At 65.3% G+C, this 23,927-nt stretch carries 20 protein-coding genes and 4 pseudogenes; 5 read left to right on the forward strand and 19 right to left on the reverse strand.

Going from position 1 to position 23,927, the window contains the following annotated elements; genetic code table 11:
* Positions 1–12 precede the first annotated feature (12 nt).
* From H9K75_RS12130 to radA, 4 genes are all read right to left on the reverse strand, one after another.
* Positions 13–216 (reverse strand): zinc-finger domain-containing protein, encoded by a 204-nt coding sequence (locus H9K75_RS12130; protein ID WP_187722872.1) that lies wholly within the window; start codon positions 214–216, stop codon positions 13–15.
* 5 nt (positions 217–221) lie between these two features.
* Positions 222–1,160, reverse strand: a complete 939-nt coding sequence (locus H9K75_RS12135) for a branched-chain amino acid transaminase (protein WP_187722873.1) — start codon at positions 1,158–1,160, stop codon at positions 222–224.
* Between the two features lie 44 nt (positions 1,161–1,204).
* On the reverse strand, positions 1,205–1,651 hold the full coding sequence (locus tag H9K75_RS12140) for a glycerate kinase (RefSeq protein ID WP_187722874.1): 447 nt from the start codon (positions 1,649–1,651) through the stop codon (positions 1,205–1,207).
* 125 nt (positions 1,652–1,776) lie between these two features.
* Positions 1,777–3,162, reverse strand: a complete 1,386-nt coding sequence (gene radA / locus H9K75_RS12145) for a DNA repair protein RadA (protein ID WP_187722875.1) — start codon at positions 3,160–3,162, stop codon at positions 1,777–1,779.
* A 183-nt stretch (positions 3,163–3,345) separates the two neighbouring features.
* Between radA and H9K75_RS12150 the strand changes: the two genes are divergently transcribed.
* On the forward strand, positions 3,346–3,963 hold the full coding sequence (locus H9K75_RS12150; RefSeq protein ID WP_187722876.1) for a glutathione S-transferase family protein: 618 nt from the start codon (positions 3,346–3,348) through the stop codon (positions 3,961–3,963).
* Positions 3,964–4,328: 365 nt separating this feature from the next.
* Here H9K75_RS12150 and H9K75_RS12155 read toward each other — a convergent pair whose 3' ends face one another.
* Positions 4,329–5,045 carry a hypothetical protein gene (locus H9K75_RS12155; RefSeq protein ID WP_226858117.1) on the reverse strand — a complete coding sequence of 239 codons (717 nt, stop codon included), beginning with the start codon at positions 5,043–5,045 and terminating at the stop codon, positions 4,329–4,331.
* A 75-nt stretch (positions 5,046–5,120) separates the two neighbouring features.
* A pseudogene (alr, locus tag H9K75_RS12160) lies at positions 5,121–6,216 on the reverse strand (alanine racemase).
* Positions 6,217–6,485: 269 nt separating this feature from the next.
* On the opposite strand from alr, the gene lplT reads away from it, so the two are divergent.
* Both lplT and H9K75_RS12170 read left to right on the forward strand, forming a co-directional pair.
* Positions 6,486–7,763 carry a lysophospholipid transporter LplT gene (lplT, locus tag H9K75_RS12165; RefSeq protein WP_187722878.1) on the forward strand — a complete coding sequence of 426 codons (1,278 nt, stop codon included), beginning with the start codon at positions 6,486–6,488 and terminating at the stop codon, positions 7,761–7,763.
* Between the two features lie 14 nt (positions 7,764–7,777).
* Positions 7,778–8,296, forward strand: a complete 519-nt coding sequence (locus H9K75_RS12170; RefSeq protein ID WP_187722879.1) for a glutathione peroxidase — start codon at positions 7,778–7,780, stop codon at positions 8,294–8,296.
* Here the strand turns inward: H9K75_RS12170 and H9K75_RS12175 are convergent.
* The gene (locus tag H9K75_RS12175) at positions 8,267–8,605 is read right to left on the reverse strand and encodes a hypothetical protein (RefSeq protein ID WP_187722880.1); all 339 of its coding nucleotides are present in this window, start codon (positions 8,603–8,605) and stop codon (positions 8,267–8,269) included. The two genes, H9K75_RS12170 and H9K75_RS12175, sit on opposite strands and share 30 nt — an antisense overlap.
* Before the next feature lie 225 nt (positions 8,606–8,830).
* On the opposite strand from H9K75_RS12175, the gene H9K75_RS12180 reads away from it, so the two are divergent.
* Complete coding sequence (locus H9K75_RS12180; RefSeq protein WP_187722881.1) at positions 8,831–10,357, forward strand: aminotransferase-like domain-containing protein; 1,527 nt, start codon at positions 8,831–8,833, stop codon at positions 10,355–10,357.
* Between the two features lie 35 nt (positions 10,358–10,392).
* Here the strand turns inward: H9K75_RS12180 and H9K75_RS12185 are convergent, their stop codons facing one another.
* The 9 genes and pseudogenes from H9K75_RS12185 to H9K75_RS12225 form a co-directional block, all read right to left on the reverse strand.
* Positions 10,393–11,082: a helix-turn-helix transcriptional regulator gene (locus H9K75_RS12185; protein WP_187722882.1), complete on the reverse strand. Its 690-nt coding sequence runs from the start codon at positions 11,080–11,082 to the stop codon at positions 10,393–10,395.
* Between the two features lie 50 nt (positions 11,083–11,132).
* Complete coding sequence (locus tag H9K75_RS12190; RefSeq protein ID WP_226858118.1) at positions 11,133–11,531, reverse strand: VOC family protein; 399 nt, start codon at positions 11,529–11,531, stop codon at positions 11,133–11,135.
* Positions 11,532–11,623: 92 nt separating this feature from the next.
* Positions 11,624–12,181 carry a ProQ/FINO family protein gene (locus H9K75_RS12195; protein WP_264293779.1) on the reverse strand — a complete coding sequence of 186 codons (558 nt, stop codon included), beginning with the start codon at positions 12,179–12,181 and terminating at the stop codon, positions 11,624–11,626.
* A 483-nt stretch (positions 12,182–12,664) separates the two neighbouring features.
* A pseudogene (gene glcF, locus H9K75_RS12200) lies at positions 12,665–13,908 on the reverse strand (glycolate oxidase subunit GlcF).
* Between the two features lie 41 nt (positions 13,909–13,949).
* Entirely contained in the window at positions 13,950–15,089 is a 1,140-nt protein-coding gene (glcE, locus tag H9K75_RS12205; protein ID WP_187722883.1) for a glycolate oxidase subunit GlcE, read from the reverse strand.
* Positions 15,090–15,189: 100 nt separating this feature from the next.
* A complete protein-coding gene (locus H9K75_RS12210; protein ID WP_187722884.1) occupies positions 15,190–15,693 on the reverse strand; it encodes a hypothetical protein in 504 nt (167 codons plus the stop codon).
* Between the two features lie 56 nt (positions 15,694–15,749).
* On the reverse strand, positions 15,750–16,736 hold the full coding sequence (locus H9K75_RS12215; RefSeq protein ID WP_187722885.1) for an SMP-30/gluconolactonase/LRE family protein: 987 nt from the start codon (positions 16,734–16,736) through the stop codon (positions 15,750–15,752).
* 127 nt (positions 16,737–16,863) lie between these two features.
* Entirely contained in the window at positions 16,864–18,267 is a 1,404-nt protein-coding gene (gene amt / locus H9K75_RS12220) for an ammonium transporter (RefSeq protein ID WP_187722886.1), read from the reverse strand.
* Positions 18,268–18,314: 47 nt separating this feature from the next.
* Positions 18,315–18,653 carry a P-II family nitrogen regulator gene (locus tag H9K75_RS12225; RefSeq protein ID WP_187722887.1) on the reverse strand — a complete coding sequence of 113 codons (339 nt, stop codon included), beginning with the start codon at positions 18,651–18,653 and terminating at the stop codon, positions 18,315–18,317.
* Between the two features lie 214 nt (positions 18,654–18,867).
* Between H9K75_RS12225 and H9K75_RS12230 the strand changes: the two are divergent.
* A pseudogene (locus H9K75_RS12230) lies at positions 18,868–20,409 on the forward strand (YifB family Mg chelatase-like AAA ATPase).
* A gap of 9 nt (positions 20,410–20,418) precedes the next feature.
* Here H9K75_RS12230 and H9K75_RS12235 read toward each other — a convergent pair.
* The 3 genes and pseudogenes from H9K75_RS12235 to H9K75_RS12245 all read right to left on the reverse strand — a co-directional run bounded on the left by H9K75_RS12235 (position 20,419) and on the right by H9K75_RS12245 (position 23,859).
* Entirely contained in the window at positions 20,419–21,189 is a 771-nt protein-coding gene (locus H9K75_RS12235) for an ABC transporter ATP-binding protein (protein WP_187722888.1), read from the reverse strand.
* Positions 21,186–21,962, reverse strand: a complete 777-nt coding sequence (locus H9K75_RS12240; protein WP_187722889.1) for an ABC transporter ATP-binding protein — start codon at positions 21,960–21,962, stop codon at positions 21,186–21,188. The genes H9K75_RS12235 and H9K75_RS12240 overlap by 4 nt, the downstream gene beginning before the upstream one ends.
* Positions 21,959–23,859, reverse strand: a pseudogene (locus H9K75_RS12245) (ABC transporter permease). Before H9K75_RS12245 ends, H9K75_RS12240 begins: the two are co-directional and overlap by 4 nt.
* Between the last annotated feature and the right edge of the window lie 68 nt (positions 23,860–23,927).

A 23,927-nucleotide genomic window follows, 5' to 3' on the forward strand; every position in this document is an offset into this window, starting at 1 on the left:
GCAGACGCGGTTTCAGTGACCAGCGCTGACCACTTCGCCAGCCTTCAGGCGATAGACCGTGCCGCAATAAGGGCACTTGCCTTCGCCATGGGCGACGTCGAGATACACCTTGGGGTGCGAATTCCAGAGCTTCATGTCGGCCTTGGGATTGGGGCAGTACACACCGCCCTGGGCGTTCAGATCCTTGGCCAGGAGTTCAACGATAGCTTGGGACATAGCGATCAGACCTTTGTGAGCCAGTGGGCGTATTTCGGATTGCGTCCATTGACGATGTCAAAGAATGCTGTCTGGATTTTCTCGGTCAGCGGGCCTCGGCTGCCGGAGCCGATCTCCACGCGGTCGAGTTCGCGGATCGGCGTGATTTCCGCCGCCGTGCCGCTGAAGAAGGCTTCATCGGCGATGTAGACCTCATCGCGCGTGATGCGCTTTTGCACCACCTCGATGCCCAGGTCCTGGCAGATCGCGAACACGGTGTTGCGCGTGATGCCGTTGAGCGCGCCAGCCGACAGATCTGGGGTGTAGACCACGCCGTTCTTGATGATGAAGACGTTCTCGCCGGAACCCTCGGAGACGAAACCCGAGCTGTCCAGCAGCAGCGCCTCGTCATAACCGTCGTCGATCGCTTCCATGTTGGCAAGGATCGAGTTCGTGTAGTTGCTCGATGCCTTGGCCTGCGTCATCGTGATGTTCACATGGTGACGCGTGAAGCTCGAGGTCTTCACGCGGATGCCGCGCTTCATGCCGTCTTCGCCCAGATACGCGCCCCATGCCCAGGCCGCCACCATCATGTGGATCGTGTTGCCCTTGGGCGATACACCCAGCTTCTCGGAGCCGATCCAGGTCAGAGGACGCAGATAGCACGACTCGAGCTGGTTCTCGCGCACCACGGCCTTTTGCGCCTCGTTCACCTCTTGCTTGGTGAACGGAATCTTCATGCGCAGGATCTTGGCGCTGTTGAAGAGCCGGTCGGTATGGTCGTCGAGCCGGAAGATCGCCGTGCCCTGCTCCGTCTTGTACGCTCGCACGCCTTCGAAAGCGCCGCACCCATAGTGCAGCGAGTGCGTCAGCACGTGGATCTTGGCATCGCGCCAATCCAGCATCTGGCCGTCCATCCAGATCTTGCCGTCACGGTCGGCCATCGAGGGAGCTACCGGGCTCATGAGTGTCCTTTTTTCAATTGCTGTTCATCGCAAAACAGGCGATTTTACGATTGAGTCGGGGAAATAGCATCCGTCGGGCGCTCGGAGGCATGGTCTTCGGGTTGTTGCGGACGGGTCAATTCCCACTTCGTCACTCGGCCATTCACGAATTCGACGTCCACAAACGACCGCGTTCCATCCGTCCAGCGGTAGCGTTCGGGGTCGGTTCCCTCGGGTGTCAACAGCTCCCCGAGCGAGCGCGTCATCGCCACCACGTGCAGCAGATTCACGCCCGGGCGCAGCTTGGCGTTGAGCATGACCGCACTGCCAACATAGCCAATCGGGCTTTTGTTGGCCTTCTGCATCACGTTCATCATGCGTGTGTAATGCAGCAAGCCCCACATCACGACGCCGCCCAGCACCGTGATCGGCCCCTGCCAGCCCCAGGCGTTGTAGGACGCGATGAACAGACAGGCGATACCGATCGGGATGAGATATTTGCGGAAATTCATGGGGCGCATTGTCTTACGACTTGCGCGCGGGGCACTGTGGATGCTGCGTAGGTTTTTTTTGGGGAGGATCGTGACGCCTTGCTCAGAAGCGCAGATCAGCCCCCGGAGCAATCGTCCAAGAGACTTCAACCCAGCCCGCGCACGATACTCATCGCCTCTTCCACCCGCTCCACCGCATGGATTTCGAGGCCTTCGATGGGCTTTTTGGGTGCGTTGGCCTTGGGCACGACCGCGACCGAGAAGCCGAGTTTGGCTGCCTCTTTCAGGCGCTCCTGCCCGCGCGGGGCGGGGCGCACCTCGCCGGCCAGGCCGACTTCACCGAACGCGATGAAACCCTTGGGCAGGGCCTTGCCGCGCAGGCTGGAGGTGATCGACAGCATCACGGCCAGATCGGCAGCGGGCTCGCTGATGCGCACGCCGCCGACCGCGTTGACGAACACGTCCTGATCGGCAGAGGCCACGCCCGCGTGGCGATGCAGCACGGCGAGCAGCATGGCGAGCCGGTCGCGATCAAGGCCCACGGACAGTCTGCGCGGCGCGGGGCCGGCCGAATCGACGAGCGCCTGGATTTCGACCAGCATGGGCCGCGTGCCCTCGAGCGTGACGAGCACGCAGCTTCCGGGCACGGGCTCGCTGTGCTGCGACAGGAAGATCGCGCTCGGGTTGGTCACGCCCTTGAGGCCACGCTCGGTCATCGCGAACACACCGATTTCATTGACCGCGCCAAAGCGGTTCTTGATCGCGCGCACGAGGCGGAAACTCGAATGCGTGTCGCCTTCGAAATACAGCACGGTATCGACCATGTGTTCGAGCACGCGCGGACCGGCGAGCGCGCCCTCCTTGGTGACGTGGCCTACGAGAATCACCGAAATGCCCGTGGACTTGGCGGCCCGCGTGAGATGCGCCGCGCACTCGCGCACCTGGGCGACCGAGCCCGGCGCACTGGTGAGCTGGTCGGAATAAACGGTCTGGATCGAGTCGATCACCACGACGGCGGGCTGGGTGGCCTCCATCGTGGCGAGGATCTTTTCGAGCTGGATCTCGGCCAGCACGTTCACCTGGCTGTGGTCGAGTCCGAGGCGGCGCGAGCGCAGCGCGACCTGCGCGCCGCTTTCCTCGCCGGTCACGTAGAGCGTGGGCATGCCGGTGCGGTGCAGCGCGTCGAGGGCCTGAAGCAGCAAGGTGGACTTGCCGATTCCGGGATCACCGCCGATCAGCACCACGCCGCCCTCGACCATACCGCCGCCGAGCACGCGGTCAAGTTCCTCGATGCCACTGGGCGAGCGAGCCACGTCCTGCGCCTCGATGGCGGCCAGCGGCGTGACCGCCTGGGCCTGTGCCAGCCCGGCGTAACTGGACGCGCTCATGCGGTTCCGGCTGGCGCTGTTGCCCCCTTCCGCGACCGATTCCACCAAGGTGTTCCATGCGCCGCAGGACGGGCATTTGCCAAGCCAGCGCGGACTGGTGCCGCCGCATTCGGAGCAGGTGAAGATTGCCTTGTCTTTGGCCATGGAATGAAAACGAGAAGAGATGAAGGAGAGAGTGACGTGGACTACTGATGAAATATACAGCAGTCCACCGCCTCCGCCACGCGCGGCGAAGTCCCGCGCCGCAGCCACCACAGGCGCCGCGAAAAAGGGCTTTGTGATTCAATGGGCAATCACAGACCCCAACCCATTTTCCGGAGACAAGAAATGACGCAAGAATCGCTCACCCTGTACTACGCCCCCGGCTCCTGCGCGCAAGCCGTGCACATCGCGCTCGAGGAGGCCAATGCCCGCTACGAGGCAAAGCGGCTTGACTTCGCCAGTCAGCAGCAGCGCTCGCCGGAATACCTGGCCATCAATCCCAAGGGTCGCGTGCCTGCGCTGGTCACCCAGGAAGGCGTCCTGACCGAAGCGCCTGCGCTGCTCGCCTACATCGCTCAGCGGTATGCAGATGCAAAGCTCGCGCCCACCGATGCGTTTGGATTTGCGCGCATGCAGGAGTTCAACAACTATCTGGCGTCCACGGTCCACGTCAACCACGCCCATCGCCCGCGCGCGGTACGCTGGGCCGACGAGCCCGAAGCCCAGGCCGCCATGCAGCGCAAGGTGCCGGCCAACATGACCGACAACTTCACCTACATCGAGAAGCAATACCTGAACGGTCCCTGGGTGCTCGGTGATCAGTACAGCGTCTGCGATCCTTACCTCTTCACCGTCGCGGGCTGGCTCAAGAGCGACGGCGTGGACATTGCACAGTTTCCCAAAGTGAATGATCACTTCAAGCGCATGTCCGAACGCGAAGCAGTGAAACGCGCGTTGGCATAAATCGCACTAAGCGCCTCGACTCAGCCGCCCCGACCCAATAGTCCATCGAAGCCGTCAAGGCTTCGTGAACAAAACATACTCCAAAGCACAAAAAAGAAAACCGGGGCCTTTCGACCCCGGTCCTCTGCGCATCACCTCTGCCCGACAATTGCACCGGGCATGCGTAATTTATCACTCAAATGGTTGCGGCCGCTTGGGTTTATCACTTGAAGGCCGAAGGATTGGTAACGATAGCCCCGCCCGCTCCCCGGTAAGTGTGTTCAAAAAAGCCACAATATCCGTATTTTCTGTCAGGGTAAGCGTCCTGCTGAACGGGATGCGCCCCAGGGTGTCCATCAGCCCCGCCGAGATGAATTGTTGCGAGTTCAATGTCCGCGCCACAGCCTCAATGCCTCGGACAGCGAACGCGCCTCGGGCACGAAGTGGTCGATCAGCCCGCCCAGCACCACGGCGCAGACCAGCGCGCCGAGCAGCGGCTTCCAGGTCAGGTGCACGGCGGCGCTGAGCCAGCCCGCGCGTTCTGCGCCCATGAGCGCACGCGCGGTGGCGATGGAAAATGCCAGCTCCACAGCAACGGCCAGCAGCACGTCGGAGCCGAAGTACAGCCACATCAGCGCACCAGCGCCCGAGGCCACAACCACCACCGCCACGAAGATCGCGACAACCGGCACGACAACGATTGCGCCCTCATCCGCAGCACCAACCGCCTCGAGCGCGCCCGAAGCGAGATCGCCGAACATGCTGCCGTCCAAATGGGAGGTCACCGTATCGGCGATATCGACCGCATCGGCAAAGCGTTCGTCGCGGGTGCTGGCCGAGGTTTCATGTCCTTCTTCCCGGCTCTCGCGCAGCAGCACCCAGCGCGACCACTCGTACAACACCAGCAGATAGACCAGATAGCCCGAGCCGAGCGTGACCAAATAACGCAGCGCGAGAGAACCATCTCCGACCAACATCCATTGAAAACGCGAGATTGACCACATGAAGGCCATCATGAAAACGCCGATCACCCAGCCGTGCAGCACGAGCGCATTGCGGCGGCGCAGGCGCTGCCCGAAGTGCTCGCGACGAGGTGCGCGCATGCGGCGCCAGTTGGAGACGCGAGACTTGCTTCGGTCGAATGAGGCCATATGCGGACGGATGCTATCCGATGCGCGTCACTCGACGACAACGAACGGCACGCGCGGCGCGACCGCGCACATCAATTCGTAGCCGATGGTTCCCCCGCGCGCGCGACCTCGTCGATGGGCAGCACGGTGCCGTTGGCCGCCTTGCCCCAGAGCGTGACCTCCGAGCCCATGTGCGCGCCCGCCACGTCCGTGATGTCCACCGTGAGCATGTCCATGCTCACGCGGCCCACGAGCCGCGTGCGCACGCCGTCGACCAGCACCGGCGTGCCGGTTCCGCAATGGCGCGGATAGCCGTCGGCGTAGCCGCAACTGACCACGCCGATCGTCATCGGGCCTTCGGCGGTGAAGGTCGAGCCGTAGCCGATCGTGTCGCCCTTTTGCAGGTGCTGAATGGCGATCAGCCCGCCCGTCAGCGTCATCGTCGGCTGCAATCCCCAGTCGGCGATGGTGCGCTCGGGATAGTCCGGCGCGCTGCCGTAGAGCACGATGCCGGCGCGCACCCAGTCGCCGCGCACCTCGGCCTCGCTGCCGCGCAACAGGGTCGCCGCGCTGTTGCAGATAGTGCGCTCGCCGGGCAGGTCGCCGGTGGTTTCCAGAAATGCCTTGAGTTGATGGTGAATGCCGCGCGGGCCGTCGGCATCGCTGAAATGCGTGATGAAACCGACCTCGTCGACCTGGGGCAGTGCGTTCAGGCGCGCCCAGGCGGCGCGGTATCGCTCGGGGTGAAGCCAAGGCGGTTCATGCCCGAGTTCATCTTGAGGAACACATGGTGCGGCGTCTGGGTCTTGTGCGCGGCCAGCCAGTCGATCTGTTCGTCGCAGTGCACGGCATGCCAGAGGCCGAGACGAGAGCAGATCTCCAGATCGCGGGGCTCGAACGCGCCTTCGAGCAACAGGATCGGGCCGCGCCAACCGAGCTGGCGCACGCGCTCGGCCTCGGCGAAGTCCAGCATCGCCAGGCCATCCGCGGCGCGCAGCGCGTCAAATACGCGTTCAATGCCATGGCCATAGGCATTGGCCTTGACTACCGCCCAGACCTTGGCATCGACCGCCGCCTCACGCGCTCGCGACAAATTATGTTGCACTGCAGCGGTGTGGATGGTCGCTTGGATCGGACGAGGCATGGCGGTGTTTGTACGGAGCGAAAGGTGGTCATTCTGTCATCGCCAGACAGACTCTGCGTGATATAACCGCCCGTCGCACAGCAGAGTGTTCGGATTTTTTTCTGCGCATCAGTTTGACTGATAGTCCAAGCTGGGGCCTGTTTTCACCGAATTTGCAAGATGAGTTTCACTCGACACTGCCCAGGCGCAGCACGCCAGACTTCGCACATGCGCGGTACTATCTTTTCAGCCGCAAAAATCGGCGCTGCCTAAGGCGAACCAGACACACGATGAAGCGCGGTTTCTACACCATCATGTCGGCGCAGTTTTTCAGCTCGCTGGCCGACAATGCCCTGTTCGTGGCCGCTGTGGAGTTGCTGCGCACCAGCGGCGCTCCCGAATGGCAGCGCGCCGCCCTGGTGCCCATGTTCGCGCTGTTCTACGTGGTGCTTGCGCCGTTCGTGGGCGCGTTTGCGGACTCGATGCCCAAGGGCAAGGTCATGTTCATCAGCAACGCGATCAAGGTCGTGGGCTGTCTGATGATGCTGTTCGGTCATCACCCGTTGCTCGCGTATGCGGTCGTCGGGCTCGGCGCGGCCGCTTATTCGCCAGCCAAATACGGCATCCTCACCGAACTGCTGCCCGCATCGCAATTGGTGCGGGCCAACGGCTGGATCGAGGGTCTGACCATCGGTTCGATCATTCTGGGCGTGCTGCTCGGCGGCCAACTGGTCGGCCCGCATCTCTCGGGCATGCTGCTGGATTTTGACCTGCCGGGCGTCGATCTGGGCATCGAACTGCCCGCGCAGGCGGCCATTCTTTCACTCGTGCCGATCTACGCACTCGCGGCGTGGTTCAACCTGCGCATCCCGCGCACCCAGGCGGAGCTGCGCCCCATGCCGGGCAATCCGCTGGAGTTGCTGCCCGACTTCTGGAATTGCAACAACCGCCTGTGGCAGGACAAGCTCGGCCAGATCTCGCTGGCCACGACCACGCTGTTCTGGGGTGTCTCGGGCAACCTGCGCTACATCGTGCTCGCCTGGAGCGCCGCAGCACTGGGCTACAGCACCACGCAGGCCTCGGCCTTGGTGGGCGTCGTGGCCATCGGCACGGCGGCCGGCGCGGTGATCGCGTCGGTGCAGATGAAGCTCGAGGGTGCGACCAAGGTGATCCCGATGGGCATCGCCATGGGGCTGCTGGTGATCCTCATGAACGTCATCGACACGCTGTGGCTGGCGATTCCGTTTCTCATCATTCTGGGCGGGCTCGGCGGCTTTCTGGTCGTGCCGATGAATGCCCTGCTGCAACACCGCGGCGCCAATCTCATGGGCTCGGGCCGCTCGATTGCGGTGCAGAACTTCAACGAACAGGCCTGCATTCTGGCGCTGGGCGCGTTCTACAGCCTGTCCACGAAGTTCGGCCTGTCGGCCTTCGGCGCGATCACCGTGTTCGGCATCGTCGTCGCGGGCACCATGTGGCTGATCGGGCGCTGGCACCGAAACAACCTCAAGAACTACCCCGACGAGGTCAACCGGCTTCTGGACATCGCCAGGCGCGATTGCCACTGACGCGGCAGCCCCCCATGACCAGCCTCTACGACTTCCAGGCCGCGCGCATCGATGGCCGACCGCTGCGCCTGTCGGACTATCGCGGGCAGGTGCTGCTGATCGTCAACACCGCCAGCGCCTGCGGTTTCACGCCGCAATTTGCCGGGCTCGAAGAACTGCATCGCAAATACGCGGCACGCGGACTGGTGGTGCTGGGCTTTCCGTGCAACCAGTTCGGCAAGCAGGAACCGGGGAGCAATATCGAGATCGGCGCATTCTGCGAGAAGAACTACGGCGTCGATTTCATGATGATGGCGAAGATCGACGTGAACGGGCCGGATGCGATTGCGCTCTACGACTGGTTGAAACGCGAAGCACCCGGCGTGCTGGGCACGCAGCGCATCAAGTGGAACTTCACCAAATTCCTCATTGGCCGCGACGGCCGGGTGCTCAAGCGCTTTGCGCCGCGCACCAAGCCTGAGGAACTGATGGGCGACATCGAGGCGGCGCTCGGTTCAGAAGGATCAGCGCGACAGGTCACCCGCGACGCGTGATGGCCGGGGAATCCAGCCCCGCGCCATGCTCCATATCGATGTGGCGCGGGGAGGCGCCGTGACCACCACGGTTGCGCGCCGCGCGCCCGACAGCGACAGCGCGCCAATGCGGACCCATGTGCCTGCGGGCAGTCGCCCGGGCAACCAGGGCGCATCTCCCTCGAACAGGCGCTGACTGGTCGGCACGCCCGACTCCTGCCACTCGATAACCACGCCGCCGCTTTCGCAACGAAGACCTTGGATATCCGCCGCGCACAGCAACTGCGGTTGATCGGTTGAAAGAACGAGCCTGGTGCTGGAAATGTCCATGATGAATCCCCTTGAAACAGGGATACAAGCGTAGGTTTTTCGCGCCCCGAAGGTCAGGCACAGCGCGCGGGCAAGCTGGGCGGCACAGCGCAATCGCACAAGCTCTGTTATCGTTGAAATTCGTGCAATCTGTGTCTGTTCTGCATGCGCGCGCATCCGCAGAATCGACGCTCACCCCGTTGGAGCGTTCTTGCGAATTCGCGGAGCGCGCATGACAAGGCGTCCATGGACCATCTTTTTTCTACCGGCACCGATGTGCTCGATCTGCCTGCGCATGCCACGCCAGCGCCCGAGGACGAGCGGCTGCCCCGGCATCTGTATCAGCGCTGGGCAGATCACTACGCCAACGCCATCCGCGCGAACGTGCTCGGGCCGCATGAACGCATGCCTTCGGTGCGCGAGATTCGCGAGCGTCACGATGTGAGCCATACCACGGCGCTACAGGTGCTGCGCGAGCTTGAGTCGCGCGGACTCATCGAGGCACGCGCACGCGTGGGCTACTTCGTGCGCACGCAGGCCAGCGCCATGCCCGCCGCGCGTGAGCCGCAAAAACTGGTGCCGTTCGATGCCGATTCCGGCTCCTTTCAGCGCATCGGCGAACGCATTGCCACCTATCTCAACAAGGCGCGTCTGGTGGGCGAATTCAAGGTCGATCTGGGCAGCGCGATGCCAGCGCCCGAATTGTTCGACGCCAGCTTTCTGAATCGCCATGCCATCGCGCTCCTGCGCGAACAGCCGGATCTGCTGGTCAGGGCTCCGTCCGCGCCGTTCACGCACCCGGAATTTCAGGCGGCAATGTCACGCTATGCGCTCAGCTTCGGTCTCACGATTGCCCCATCCGGGATCACCGCGACCATGGGCAATTCCGAGGCCATGAACATCTCGCTCGATGCGCTCACCCAGCCCGGGGACGTGGTGGCCATCGAGTCGCCGACGTTCTACGGAATCGTGCAGGCCGTGCAGGCGCGCGGCTTGCGGGCGCTCGAGATTCCGTCGAGCCCGCACACCGGCATGTCGCCGGAGGCGCTGGAACTGGCGCTTCGCAACTATCCCGAACTCAAGGCCGTGGTCGTCGTGCCGCACCTGCAGATGCCGCTGGGCGCGACCATGCCCGACAGCCACAAGGAGCGCATCGTCCAGATGTGCTCGCGCCATGGCGTCGCGTTGATCGAAGACGACATCTACCGCGAGTTCATGGAAGACCCCGGCGTGCACCGGCCGTGCCGCGCCTGGGATAGCGACGGCACGGTGATTTATTGCGCGTCGCTGAGCAAGAGCTTCGCGCCGGGCCTGCGGCTTGGCTGGATGAATGCCGGCCGCTGGCACGAACGCGTGCAGATGGTCAAATTCTCGCGCTCCCGCAACATGCCGATGTGGCCGCAACTGCTGGGCGCGCGCACCATCGGGTCGCCGTTTCATCTACGCCATCTGGCGCGGCTGCGCCAGCACCTGCACCGCCAGCGCGAGCAGGCCGCGCAGGCCGTGGCGAGGCACTTCCCGATCGGTACGCGCATGAGCCTGCCGCGCGGCGGTCTCAGCATCTGGGTCGAATTGCCGCCAGCGGTGAACACCGCCAGACTCTATGACGAAGCGTTGGCGCTCGGCATTCGCATCGCACCGGGCGACATGTTTTCCAGCACCGACGAATACGGCCATTTCTTGCGCTTGTCATGCGGGCTTCCGTTCACGCCTGTGGTGGAAGATGCCTATCGCACGCTGGGCAGGATGATGCACGCGCAACTGGACCACTGAACGGCGACGGCGCAGCCAGCCGATCCAGCAATCCCTCAGGCATCAAAGCCGCAGCGCACGCGGCGCATCAGATCGGCGAGCGTCTTTCCCGACTCCTGCGCATAGGTTTCGTCCAGCAGCTCGCATTGGTCGATCCGGTCGACGCGAAAGGTACGAAAATCCTCGCGCAACTCGCACCACGCGGACAGCGTCCAGACCTTGCCCCAGTACAGACATGCCAGCGGGCGCACGCGTCGTTCGCTGAGCCGGTCTTCGAGGTCGAGATACAGCAACCGCATCACGCGCTGCGAATGCACCGCGTCGCGCAGGGTCTTGAGCGTTTGCTGCGTGCGCTGATCCAGCCCGCTGCCCGGCGCAAACAGCGCCTGCGCCTCGGCCGCCACGCGGGCCGACGACGGCAATACCGAGAGAATCTTGCCGAGCGCGCTCTCCACTTCGCGCGCCAGTGCGCCGTCGATCCACGCCTGCGCCACGCGCGAGGCGATCACCAGAGCGTCGGCCTCGGCCTGCGTGAACATCAGCGGCGGCAGCTCGAAGCCCGAACCCAGCCGATAACCGACGCCCGCCTCGCCTTCAATGGGCACGCCCTGGTGCTGCAGATCGGCCACGTCGCGGTAGACCGTGCGCAGCGACACTTCGAGCCGCTGCGCCAGAAACGCCGCCGTGGACAGACGCCGTCCGCGAATCAGTTGCACCAGCTGGAAGAGTCTGTCGGCACGGCGCATGGGCGCGATGGAATAAAAAGGTAAGAAACAGAAGAACCAAGGCCGCGATCTTACGCGGCCAATCGTTCAACGGTTCTTGGCGTGCAGCCCGATGGTGTTGCCCTCGGTGTCGCGCACATGGGCCATGAAGCCGATGTCCCGGGCAGTTCCACGCATTCGTCGAGCACCTGGCCACCGGCCTTACGTGCACGTTCCATCGCGGCCTCGACGCTGGGCTCGCAATCCAGATAGATGCGCACACCGCCATCGTGCGACGGCGTGAGCTTGCCGCTACCCACCAGGCAGCCACCGGTCGCCGGATCGTCATACGCAAAGATCACCATCGGCGTGCCGCCGCAGTCGTCAAGACGCATCTTGCGCGCCAGCATGGATTCGTAGAACACCTGGGCGCGCGGCAGGTCGGTGCAGGGGATTTCGAACCAGTTGATCACGGAACGGTTTGCAGACATGAAGAAACTCCTGTGGTTGAAAAGTTGAACAGGACTTCATGGTGCGGTCAGCCTGCTGACAACGTACTGTCAGCAGGCTGGTTCGGAGATCTTCAGGCCCCGCGCAAACGCCGGGCGCGTTCGAGCTGCTGCGCCACCTGGCGTGCCTGCATGCCATACATGTCGGCAAAGGCATCGACGTTCGCAGCGCCGCTCATCTCGAACGCGCGCAGCAGCGCTTCGTCCTTGGCGCTGCGCGCGGCCACTTCGGCAAGCGCTTCATCGAGCAGCGCGTTGGTGGCATCGTCGCGTCCGCGCACCAGTTCCAGATAGGCTTCGCGCGACAGGCCCGAGGCCTCGAAGGCGATTTCCATGCGGCGGCGCAGCTTCTGCGTGAGGTCTTCGCCGTCGCGTGGCTTGCGGCGACGGAAGACCTCCACGAGCGCGTGGAACACATGCTCCGGTGCCATCTGCTCGACCACGTTGCCCGCCAGATCGTGGCGCGGCTGTCCCTGCGAAACCGCTTGCAGATAACGCGAGGAACGGGTGTGGATGCCGAGCGCGAGCTTCAGGTCCGCGGCGGCGAAAACCCCGGGCTGTGCGGCTTCCAGATCCTGAAAGATGCCGCGTTTGAGCGGCTTGGGATTCTCGCCAAACAACTGCGGATACAAGGTCTGCAATTGAAGCAGCGCGGGGTTTTGGCGACGCGGCGCGGGGCCTGCCCTCCGGGCGCTGGTTGCTGCTTGGGCCTGGCTGCGCCATTGTCGCCCGAAGGCTGATCACCGCCTTCGCCGCGACCGGCTTGGTTGTGACGCCGACCACCGCGCTTGCGGCGCGGCGCGCCTGTAGCCGGGGATTCGGACGGAGGCGCTTTCTGGGCCTGCGTTGGCAGGGGCGCGCTGTCCGCGCCATCCTTTGGCACCCCGGTGTCGGTTGCGGCGGCCACGGCCTGTCCGGATACGTCGGCGGGGTTCACAGGTTCGGTCACGGGAGAGTTCATTGGCAATTCATGCGCGGCGCACCCGGCCGCGTCTTGGTCTATCAAAACGCGTCATCATGCCATTGTCTGGAATCCCGCGCGTTTTTGAACGCAGCTGGAGACCCTCTGCTCGCCGTCCGGCATTGTTCACTTCCTCATTCTGCCGCGCGCGGCCTCAGCCCAGCGCTTCGTCCAGCGCCTCGATCCAGTGCTTGACCGGCACGCCCGTGCCCGACTGCAAATGGGTGATGCAGCCCACGTTGCTCGACAGGATCAGCGCGGGTTTTTCGTCGCCGCAGGCCTCATCGAGCGCGGCGAGCTTGCGTGCGCGCAACTGCCTGGACAGCTCGGGTTGCAGGATCGAATAGGTTCCGGCGGAGCCGCAGCACAGGTGCGATTCGGTGCGCGAGGTGAGCATCTGAAAACCCAGCTTGGCCAGGTCGCGTTCCACGCCCCCCGCAGTTTCTGTGCGTGCTGCAACGTGCACGGCGGATGGTAGGCGAGCTTGCCCTTGAAATGCACGCGGCCCTGGAGCCTCCCGGCCAGTTCGGGCAGCATCGCGGGCAGCAACTCGCTCAGATCGCGCGCCATGGCGCTGATGCGCCCTGCCTTGTCGGCGTACTGCGCATCGTCCTTCAAGGCGTGCGCGTAGTCCTTGACCATGGCGCTGCACCCCGAGGCGTTCACGACGATGCACTCGACCTGGCCCGACGACACCATCGGCCACCAGGCGTCGATGTTGGCACGCATCTGCGCGCGCCCGCCGTCCTGATCGTTCAGGTGAAACTTCACCGCGCCGCAGCAGCCCGCATTGCCCGCGACGACGGTCTGCACGCCCACGGCATCGAGCACGCGCGCCGTCGCGTAGTTGATGTTGGGAAGCATGGACGGCTGCACGCAGCCCGCCAGCAGCAGCACCTTGCGCGCATGCTCACGCGTCGGCCACGCGCCATGCGCCGTCTTCGGCGGCACCTTGGCCTGAATGCTCTCGGGCAAGAGCCCGCGCACCGCCTGGCCGAGCTTCATCGCCGGTGCGAACAGTGGCGATGGAATGCCTTCCTTCAACGCCCAGCGCTTGAGGCGTTCACCCGCCGGGCGCGGCACTTTTTCATCGACCACCTGCCTGCCGATGTCCAGCAGATGACCGTATTGCACGCCGCTCGGGCAGGTGCTCTCGCAGTTGCGGCAGGTCAGGCAGCGATCCAGATGCACCTGCGTCGCGCGCGTCGGCTCTTTGCCTTCGAGCACCTGCTTGATCAGATAGATGCGCCCGCGCGGGCCGTCCAGCTCATCGCCGAGGGTCTGGTAGGTGGGACAGGTGGCGGTGCAGAAACCGCAATGCACGCACTTGCGCAGAATGGCCTCGGCCTCCTGCCCGTGCGCGGTGTTCTGGTACTCGGGAGCTAGCTGTGTTTGCATGGCTTGCGGGGCTGGTTCAATCGGCGTGGCGGACGGTGGCCTCAGCCGCCCGTGCCCATGCGCAGGGGTTGAAAGATGCCCGACGGATCGAAGGCCTGCCGGAGGCGCTCGGTGATCGCGGCAAGCGCGGGCTGTGCGGATGGCGGGGTCGGCAGGGCTTCACCCTCGTGCGCAGCGCCCTGCGCCGGTGCGGCAAACAGCAGGGCGCTGCCGCCCACCGCTTGCGCCGTCGCCTGCAACGCCGCGCCGCATGCCAGCGGTGCCTGCACCCAGCGCAGCGCCCCCTGCCATTCGACGAGCGCCGGGGCTACGCCCTCTGGCAGCGCCAGCACCGGCGCGGTCTGCGGCACCGACAGCCGCCACAGCGCCAATTCGGGACGCGCGGCGCGATCCGCAAACCACGGCAAGGCGTGATCGCGGCAGGCGTGCCAGTCGGCGGCGACCTGCGCGCTGTCCTGGCGCTCGCCGCCCATGCTGGCGCATGCCGCCTCGACCGCAGCCCTGGCGCCGCGCAGGCGAACATACAACTGGCCCTTGCCACCATCCTCGACCCAGCAGCTCGCATTCACGGGCAGCGGCTGGCCGCCCCATGCATGCAACTGCGCAAGCGCGGCGGCCTGATCGAGTTCGAACTTCAGCGTCGTCTCGGCCACGGGAACGGGCAGCACCTTGAGGCTGACCTCGGTGATCACGCCCAGCGTGCCCCACGACCCCGCCATCACGCGCGAGACGTCGTAACCCGCGACGTTCTTCATCACCTGCCCGCCAAAGCGCAGCAACTCACCCTTGCCGTTGATGATTTCAATGCCAAGCACATAGTCGCGCACCGCGCCGACGCTGGCGCGCGCCGGACCCGACAGCCCCGCTGCCACCATGCCGCCGACCGTGCTGCCTTCGCCAAAACGCGGAGGCTCGAACGGCAGACACTGGCCGCGCGAGGCCAGTTCCGCCTCCAGTTCCGACAGGCGCGTGCCCGCGCGAACGGTTACCACCAGCTCGCTGGGCTCGTAGTCGACCACGCCCAGATGCCTGCGCATGTCCAGACGCTCGGCGCGGCATTTCGCCACGCTGTCTCCGCCGATGAAGTCCTTGGTGCCGCCGCCGCTGACGCGCAAGCCGGTGCCCGCGCGCGCGCTGTCGCGCACGCGTTCGATGATCTGGGAGAGCGCTGCTGATTCCATGCAGGCATGGTAGCGCCCAAGCCCGCTCTGGCGCGATCCGGCGGCGTGATTTTTTTGAAAGACCGGCGTGAGCGTTTTGGTGGCGACGCCGGGCTGCGTGTCAACGATGAACCCGGCGCAGGTCTTCGCGCAGCATGTTGAGGGCCAGATCGAGTTCGCGCATCAGAAAATTCCGCGTCACATGGTGGCGCGTGAGTCCGCGTTGCTGCACGATGTAGATCGGCTGTGCCTGCGCGCCGGACTCGCGCAGCACGTTGAGCGTGATGGCCGTGCTGGAGCGGCCGCGCTCGTCCTTCCAGACACCGAACTGCATCAGCACCGAAGGCGTCTCGCCGCGATCCGCGGAACCGGTCGGCTCGCCTGCAAGCACCTGCACGCCGATGTCGCGCAGATAGAGCGTGGTGCGGCGCGCGACCAACTCGGGCGTGACGCCGGCTGCCGAGGCCGCGTCATCGATCTCGGGTTCGAGCAGCACGACGGCCCGCACGCCGCGCAGGGCCTGCGGGTCGCGATGGGTGATGTCGGAATGGGCGAACACGGACAGCGACGACGCCAGCAGCAGCAAGAACGCCAGCATCGCGCGCAACCATTGGAACGCATGCATAGTCACCTTCCTCTCTCTCGATGATGAGACGAGCCCCATCGCCTGCGACGAAGCCCTCAGGCGGCCAGTTCGCACCACTGCACGCAAAGGCCGCGAACAATCGTGCTGTCGTTTGTAACCGATGCGTGTGAAAGTACCTCGCCCGACCGGGGCATGCGCGCGATTTCTTCGGCTGGACGGCCACCGATCACCGAGGTGACGAACAAACGATTGCCCTCTGCGCCCCCGAAACACGGCATGGTCGGGCACTGCACGGGAACGGGCAACTCGGCCCGCAATTCGCCGCCGGGCGAAAGGCACAGCACGCGCGCGCCCTCGTACATGGCGCACCAGTAGTTGCCCTCGGCATCCATGGCTGCGCCGTCGGGACGACCGCCGTAACCGCCCGCGCCCGGCTTCCAGCCATCGGGTTTGGGCGCGAATTGCCGAAACACGCGTGGCTCGCCGACGGGCTCATGCGCGGCGTTGCAGTCCCAGCTACGAATCAGGTGCGCGGGTGTATCGGCCCAATACAGCGTGCTGCCATCGGGCGACCACGCAAGGCCGTTCGCGGTCGCGACGCCATCAAGCACCCTGCGAACCTGCGGCGCACCGCGCGTGCGCAGATCGACGCAGAACAGCGCGGCAACGGGCTGGCGCGGGCCGCTCGCGGGTTCGTGCATCGTTCCGACCCAGAAGCGCCCCAGTGCATCGCACTTGCCGTCGTTGGCGCGCTGGGTCTGGGGATCGATGGGCAAGGTGGCGACATGGCGCAGTTCGCCGCCCCAGGCGCTCGCATGATGAATCTCGTGCCGCAACGCGATCACGAGGCCGCTCGCCTTGCCATCGATGCGCGCCGGGGCAATGCAGCCGGGTTCGCTGGGCATGGGCCAGCGCTGCGTCTCGCCACCATCGGGACGGCAGCGCAGGAGGGCGCGGCCCGCGATGTCCACCCAGTAGAGGCGGTTTTCCTCGGGGTGCCAGAAAGGCGACTCGCCGAGTTGCGAGGTCGAATGCGGCAGCGACTGCCATGCGCTGGCGGCGTCGGGAGGTATGTGATTCATGGCAGTTCACATTATTCCCGCTCGACGTTTCAATCGAACGTCGCACAGACAAAAGAAGGCCCGCACGCGGCGGGCCAAAGTTCGGCATGGGGCGGCGCCACCACGCCGCCCGCCCGGTTCACGCTGCTCAACGGTGATATGCGGTTTCGCCGTGCGAGGTGATGTCCAGACCTTCGCGCTCGGCCTCTTCGCTGACACGCAGGCCCACGGTCAGATCGGCGATCTTGTAGGCAATGAACGCCACGACGCCGGACCATACAATGGTGAACAGCACGCTCTTGATCTGCACCCACACCTGATGTCCCATCGCGAAGTCGGCAGGCTGCACGCCGCCAAGTGCCGGTGCCGCGAACACGCCCGTCAGGATCGCGCCGACGATGCCGCCCACGCCGTGCACACCGAACGCATCGAACGCGTCATCCACCTTGAGCAGGCGCTTCAATCCGCCCACACCCCACAGACACACGAGGCCGCAGACCAGACCGATCACGATGGCACCCATCGGGCCGACGAAACCAGCGGCGGGCGTGACGCCCACCAGGCCCGCGACCGCACCCGAGGCCGCACCCAGCATCGAGGCCTTGCCCTTGTGCAGCGCCTCGCCAGCGAGCCACGAGAGCGTTGCCGCAGCCGTTGCGAGCACGGTGTTCACAAAGGCCAGCCCCGCGACCGCGTTGGCTGCACCGGCGGAGCCCGCGTTGAATCCGAACCAGCCCACCCACAGCAGCGAAGCGCCCACCATGGTCAGCGTCAGCGAATGCGGCATGAACGCTTCCCTGCCGAAGCCGATGCGCTTGCCCACCATGTAGGCCCCCACGAGGCCCGCGATACCGGCGTTGATGTGCACCACGGTGCCGCCCGCGAAATCGAGTGCGCCGTCCGCCGCGAGCAGGCCACCGCCCCAGACGATATGGGCCATCGGCAGATAGCTGAAGGTGAACCACAGGGTCGAGAAGATCAGCACCGCAGTGAACTTCGTGCGCTCGGCAAACGCGCCGACGATCAGTGCCACGGTGATGGCCGCGAACGTGCCCTGGAACGCAAAGAACACATACTCGGGAATTGTCGTCAGTGCGCCGAACGATTCGAGATTGATGCCCTTCATGAACAGCTTGTCGAAGCCGCCGATGAATTTGCCTTCGCCCGAAAACGCGAGGCTATAGCCGTACACGGCCCACAGCACCGACACCAGCGAGAAGATCACGAACACCTGCACCAGCACCGACAGCATGTTCTTGGAGCGGCCCAGGCCACCGTAGAACAGCGCCAGACCGGGGATGATCATCAGGATCACGAGCAGCGTGGAGGTCAGCATCCAGGCGGTGTCGCCCGAATCGATCTTGGGCACCGGTGCGGCAGCAGCAGGCGCTGCGGTGTCGGCGGCTGCTGGCGCGGCAGGTGCAGCAGCAGGAGCTTCGGGTGTGGCCGTGGCCGCCACCGGTTCGGAGGCCGCAGGCGTCTGGGCCAGTGCAGCGCCGCCACCGGCGAGCAGGCTGAATCCCAGAAGGAATGAAGCAAGCAGTTTTTTCATGGCAGAACGTCTTGATGAGTCGTTGTTCGGGATGAGCGCGTGACGGCTCAGAGCGCCTCGTTGCCGGTCTCGCCGGTGCGGATGCGGATGACCTGCTCGAGCGACGAGACAAAAATCTTGCCGTCACCGATCTTGCCGGTGCGCGCTGCGGCTTCGATGGCCTCGATGGCGCGGTCGACGATGGCGTCATCGAGCGCTGCCTCGATCTTCACCTTGGGCAAGAAATCGACCACGTATTCGGCGCCGCGATACAGCTCCGTATGGCCCTTTTGACGACCGAAGCCTTTCACCTCGGTCACCGTGATGCCCTGCACGCCGATCTCGGAAAGTGCCTCGCGCACTTCGTCGAGCTTGAAGGGTTTGATGATGGCAGTGACCATTTTCATTTGCGGCTCCTCGGAATGTGAAATGGGTAGTTACACCGGTTCAAGCACGGACCGTGCCATGTCATGAAATCCGTGGATTCTTCAGCCACGCGCACCAAAAACGTTGATCGCCCGCAGCGTCCGGCGTCAAGCGGTGGCAATGCGCACCAGATTGGTGCCAAAGTTGGCGGTTTTGCGCACGAGAGCGCGCACCTCGCTGGGGAGAACGGTTTTCATGAGTCTCGCTTTAGTGCAAAGCCGTGCGCTGACCGGCCTGCAGGCCATGCCCGTCACCGTCGAGGTGCATCTGGCCAACGGCCTGCCGAGCTTCACGCTGGTGGGCCTCGCGGACGTCGAGGTCAAGGAAGCGCGCGAACGCGTGCGCTCGGCGCTTCAGAACTCGGGGCTTGAATTCCCGGCCAACAAGAAGATCACGGTGAACCTCGCGCCCGCCGATCTGCCCAAGGATTCGGGGCGCTTTGACCTCCCCATCGCCATGGGCATCCTCGCGGCCAGCGGGCAGGTCGATGGCGCGCGCTTCGCGGGCTACGAGTTCGCCGGAGAGCTGTCGCTGTCGGGCGCGCTGCGGCCGGTGCGCGGCGCACTCGCTACGGGCCTCGCGATTCGCTCGCAGTCCGGACCGGCCACGGCATTGCGGCAGGTGCTGCCGCCCGGCAGCGCCGAAGAGGCGGCGCTGGTGCCCGACGCGCAGATCTACCGCGCGGAACACCTGCTCGACGTGGTGCAGCATTTTCTGCCGGTCAGCGCATCGTCGAGCGACGACGTCGTCACCGGTTTGCAGCGCATGCAGGCACGCGAGATCGCGCCACCGGACAACGGCCCGGACCTTGCCGACGTGAAGGGCCAGAGCGCCGCCAAGCGCGCGATGGAAATCGCTGCGGCCGGCATGCATGGCATGTTGCTCGTCGGCCCGCCGGGATCGGGCAAATCGATGCTGGCTCAGCGCTTTGCAGGATTGCTGCCACCGATGACGCTGGAGCAGGCGCTGGAGAGCGCGGCGATTGCCAGCCTCGCAGGCCGATTCACGCCGCAGCAATGGATGCAGCGGCGCACCAGCCATCCGCACCACACCTGTAGCGCCATCGCTCTGGTAGGTGGCGGATCGCCGCCCGGCCAGGCGAAATCTCGCTGGCACACGAAGGCGTGCTGTTCCTCGACGAGTTCCCGAGTTCGGACGCAGCGCGCTCGAGGCACTGCGCGAGCCGCTGGAGACCGGCACGATCACGATCTCGCGCGCGGCGCAACGCGCGGAGTTTCCCGCGCGTTTCACCCTGATCGCGGCGATGAACCCCTGCCCCTGCGGCTATCTCGGCTCGTTGCAGCGCCTGTGCCGCTGCTCGCCCGAACAGGTTGCGCGTTATCAGGCCAAGCTCAGCGGCCCGCTGCTTGACCGCATCGACCTGCATGTGGAGGTGCCCGCGCTGCCGCCCGAGGAACTGCTCAACGCCCCGCCGGAGAAACCAGCGCCGCCACACGCGAGCGCATCATCGCTGCGGCAGAGCGCGCATGGCAGCGCCAGGGTTGTGCCAACCAGCGATTGCAGGGCCGCGAGATCGACATCCACGTGCGGCTCGACGATGCCGCAGCGCGCTTTCTACAGACCGCAGCCGCGCGGCTGGGCTGGTCGGCGCGCAGCACCCACCGCGCACTCAAGGTGGCGCGCACCATCGCCGATCTCGCGGGCAGTGAATGCATAGGCGCAGGACATGTCGCGGAGGCGATGCAGTACCGGCGCGGACTCACGGGCGGGCGCTGACGAAGCGTTTCACACGCCCAGATACTGCCTGCGCGCCACCGGATCCGAGGCCAGTTCGTGCATCGTCGACTGATGCACGATCTGGCCTTTTTCGAGCACGAACGCACGGTCGGCAACCACCTGTGCAAACGGCAGGTTCTGCTCGCTCAGCAGAATGCCGACGCCCTGGCGCTTGAGTTCGAGAATCGAGCGCGCCATCTGCTCGACGATCAGCGGCGCAACACCTTCCGAAGGCTCATCGAGCAGCACCAGATACGGCTGGCCCATGAGCGTGCGCGCCACGGTCAGCATCTGCTGCTCACCGCCGCTCATCGCGCCGCCGGGGCGGTCTGGCATTTCGCCGAGATTGGGGAAAAGCTGGAATAGCGTCTCGGGCGTCCAGCGCACGAGCGGGGTGCCATCGGGCCACTGGCGCGGTTTCTGGCGGCCGACCTCCAGGTTTTCGAGCACCGTGAGTTCGGTGAAGATGCGCCGGTCCTCGGGCACGAAGCCGAGACCGCGCTGCGCGATCTGGTGCGATGCCTTGCGCGAGATGTCTTCGCCCATGAAACGGATGGCTCCCTCGCGCCGCGGCACGAGCGCGGCAATCGATTCGAGCGTGGTCGATTTTCCGGCGCCGTTGCGCCCCATGAGCGCAACCACCTCGCCGCGCCGCACGTTGAGCGACACGTCGAACAGAATCTGCGCGCCACCATACCAGGCGTTGAGCCCCTGGACGTCGAGCAGTGGAAGGTCTGCGCCTGCGTTCGTCGCCGCGCGGGCGGTCTTCTCGTCACTCATGCATGCTTCTCCAGCACCAGACCGGTTCCGAGGTAGGCCTGCTGCACCCGCTCGTCATCGCGGATCTGCTGCGGCGTGCCTTCGGCCAGCAGCTTGCCACGCACCAGCACCGCCACGCGATCGGCCTGGCCGAACACCACATCCATGCTGTGCTCGGTAAACAGCACACCCATCTGGCGCTCGCGCGCAATGCGGCGGGTCAGCTGCATGAGCGCAACCCGCTCGGCCGGGGCCATGCCGGCGGTGGGTTCGTCCATCAACAGAAGTTTGGGCGCATGGGCGAGGGCCATGGCGAGTTCCACACGCTTGATATCGCCATAGGCCAGCTCGCTGCAGGCGCGCTCGGCCTGCTGCGCCATGCCCACGCCGTCGAGCAGCGCCAGCGCGTCGGCCCTGCGATGCGATGCGGCGCGCGGCCAGAATTGCCAGAGGCGCCGGTCGGCAGACAGCAGCGCCATCTGCACGTTTTCCAGCACGGTGAACGAGGCAAAGGTCTGGGCGATCTGGAACGTGCGCCCCACGCCCTTGCGCCAGACGTGGCGCGGCGCGAGGCCCGCGATGTCCTCGCCGTCGAGCAGCACGCGGCCACTGTCCGGCGCGAGCTGGCCGCCCACCATGTTGAAGGTCGTCGTCTTGCCCGCGCCATTGGGGCCGATCATCGCGAGCAACTCGCCCGCCTGCACGGCGAACGACACGCCCTGCACCGCCTTCACGCCGCCAAAGGACTTGCTCAGTTGTTCGATCTGCAACAGCGCCGGGGCGGTCGTCGTCATGCGCGCGCCCCCGGCTTGCGTGCGGCAACGCGCGCGTACAGCGATTGCGCAAAGCCCGCAATGCCCTGTGGAAACAGCAGCACCAGCACCAGCATGATCACGCCCAGGAGCGCGCGCCAGTACTCGGTGTTGCGCGCCACGGTGTCGTGCAGCCAGGTGAATGCGGCCGCGCCCACCACCGGCCCCGCAAGTGTCTGCACGCCACCCAGCAACACCATCACGAGCCCGTCGACCGACTTGGTGACCGACAGCGCATCGGGCGCGACACTGCCCTTGGAGAACACGAACAGCGCGCCCGAAAGCCCCGCGAACAGGCCGGCAATCACAAAAGCCGTCCACTGCACGCGTCGCACGTCGATGCCGATGGCGTCTGCACGCAATGCCGAATCGCGACCCGCGCGCAGCGCGAATCCGAGCGGCGAAAACAGGATGCGGCGCAGCAGGTAGACCCCGAGCGCGCACACGCCCAGCGCAAGCCAGTAGAACGCCGCGCCGTGCGATGCCCACTCGGGCGGCCAGACCCCGGTGAGCCCGTTGCTGCCGCCGGTGAAGTCATCCCACTGGAACACGATGGCCCAGCTGATCTGCGCGAACGCAAGCGTCAGCATCGTCAGGTACACACCCGACAGACGCACGCAGAACCAGCCATAGAGCAAGGCGCCCGCCGCTGCGACCAGCGGACCGAACACCAGCGCGGCCTCCATCGGCAAATCAAGCCGCCGCACCAGCAAGGCCGCGCCGTAAGCGCCGAGCCCGAAGTAGGCGGCATGACCAAACGAATGCATGCCGCCCGGCCCGAGGATGAAGTGCAGGCTCGCGGCAAACAGCGCGGCAATCGCCATGTCGGTGAGCAGCACCGTCGCGTAGCTCTCCTGGCCGGCAACCAGCGGCAGGCAGCACAGCACCAGCAACAGCGCGATCCACGCCGCCGTGGCCCCCTGCCCCGCGGCATGCAGCGGCGGTTCGTTGCCCGGCGCCTGGCGTGCAAGCGACTGTGGCTTGCCCATCAAACCCCAAGGCCGCCAGATCAGCACGGCGGCCATCACCAGAAACTCCACGACCAGCGTGAGCTTGGAGAACGAAATTTCCACGCCACCAATCTCCTGCAAGCCCAGCCAGATGCACACGGCCTTGAGTTCGGCAATCAGCAAGGCCGCGACAAACGCGCCCGGAATGCTGCCCATGCCGCCGACGACGACAACGACGAACGCCGCGCCGATGGTCAGCATGTCCATCTCGAGACTCGCCGGTTCGCGCGGCAACTGGAGCGCGCCGCCGAGTCCGGCAAGCAGCGTGCCGAGCGCGAACACCGCCGTGAAAAGCCATGCCTGATTCACACCGAGAGCGCCAACCATCGCGCGATCCTGCGTGGCCGCGCGCACCAGCGTGCCAAAGCGCGTGCGGGTGAGCAGCAGATGCAGTGCGAACAGCACGATCGGCCCCACGGCGATCAGCAGCAGGTCATAGCTTGGAAACTGCCGTCCGAGAATCGACACTGACCCCTCGAAGCCCTGGGCGCGCGGGCCGAACAGTTCCTCCGGCCCCAAATCCACAGCGCCGCGTCCTTGATGACCAGAACCAGCGCAAACGTCGCGAGCAACTGGAACAGCTCGGGCGCGCCATAGATGCGGCGCAACAGCAGGATTTCTGTCAGCGCGCCCAGCAATCCGCAGGCCAGCGGCGCGAGCAGCAGCGCGGGCCAGAAGCCGATGTGCGGCGCAAGCACGTCCACGCTCGAATACGCAATGAAGGCCCCCAGCATGAAGAACGAGCCATGCGCAAAATTGATGCACCGCGTGACTCCGAAGATCAGCGACAGCCCCACCGAGACCAGAAACAGCGACGACGCGCTGGCCAGCCCGTTGAGCAGTTGCGCGAGCAGACCGGACACGCTCATGCGGCGAAGTTTCTCTGAGTCATGGGACGGGGCTCTCGTGCGTGGAAGGTTGGCCGTTGGTCGGGTGA

Origin of the sequence: Diaphorobacter aerolatus (genome assembly GCF_014489535.1) — a bacterium.
GTDB lineage: Bacteria > Pseudomonadota > Gammaproteobacteria > Burkholderiales > Burkholderiaceae_C > Diaphorobacter_A > Diaphorobacter_A aerolatus.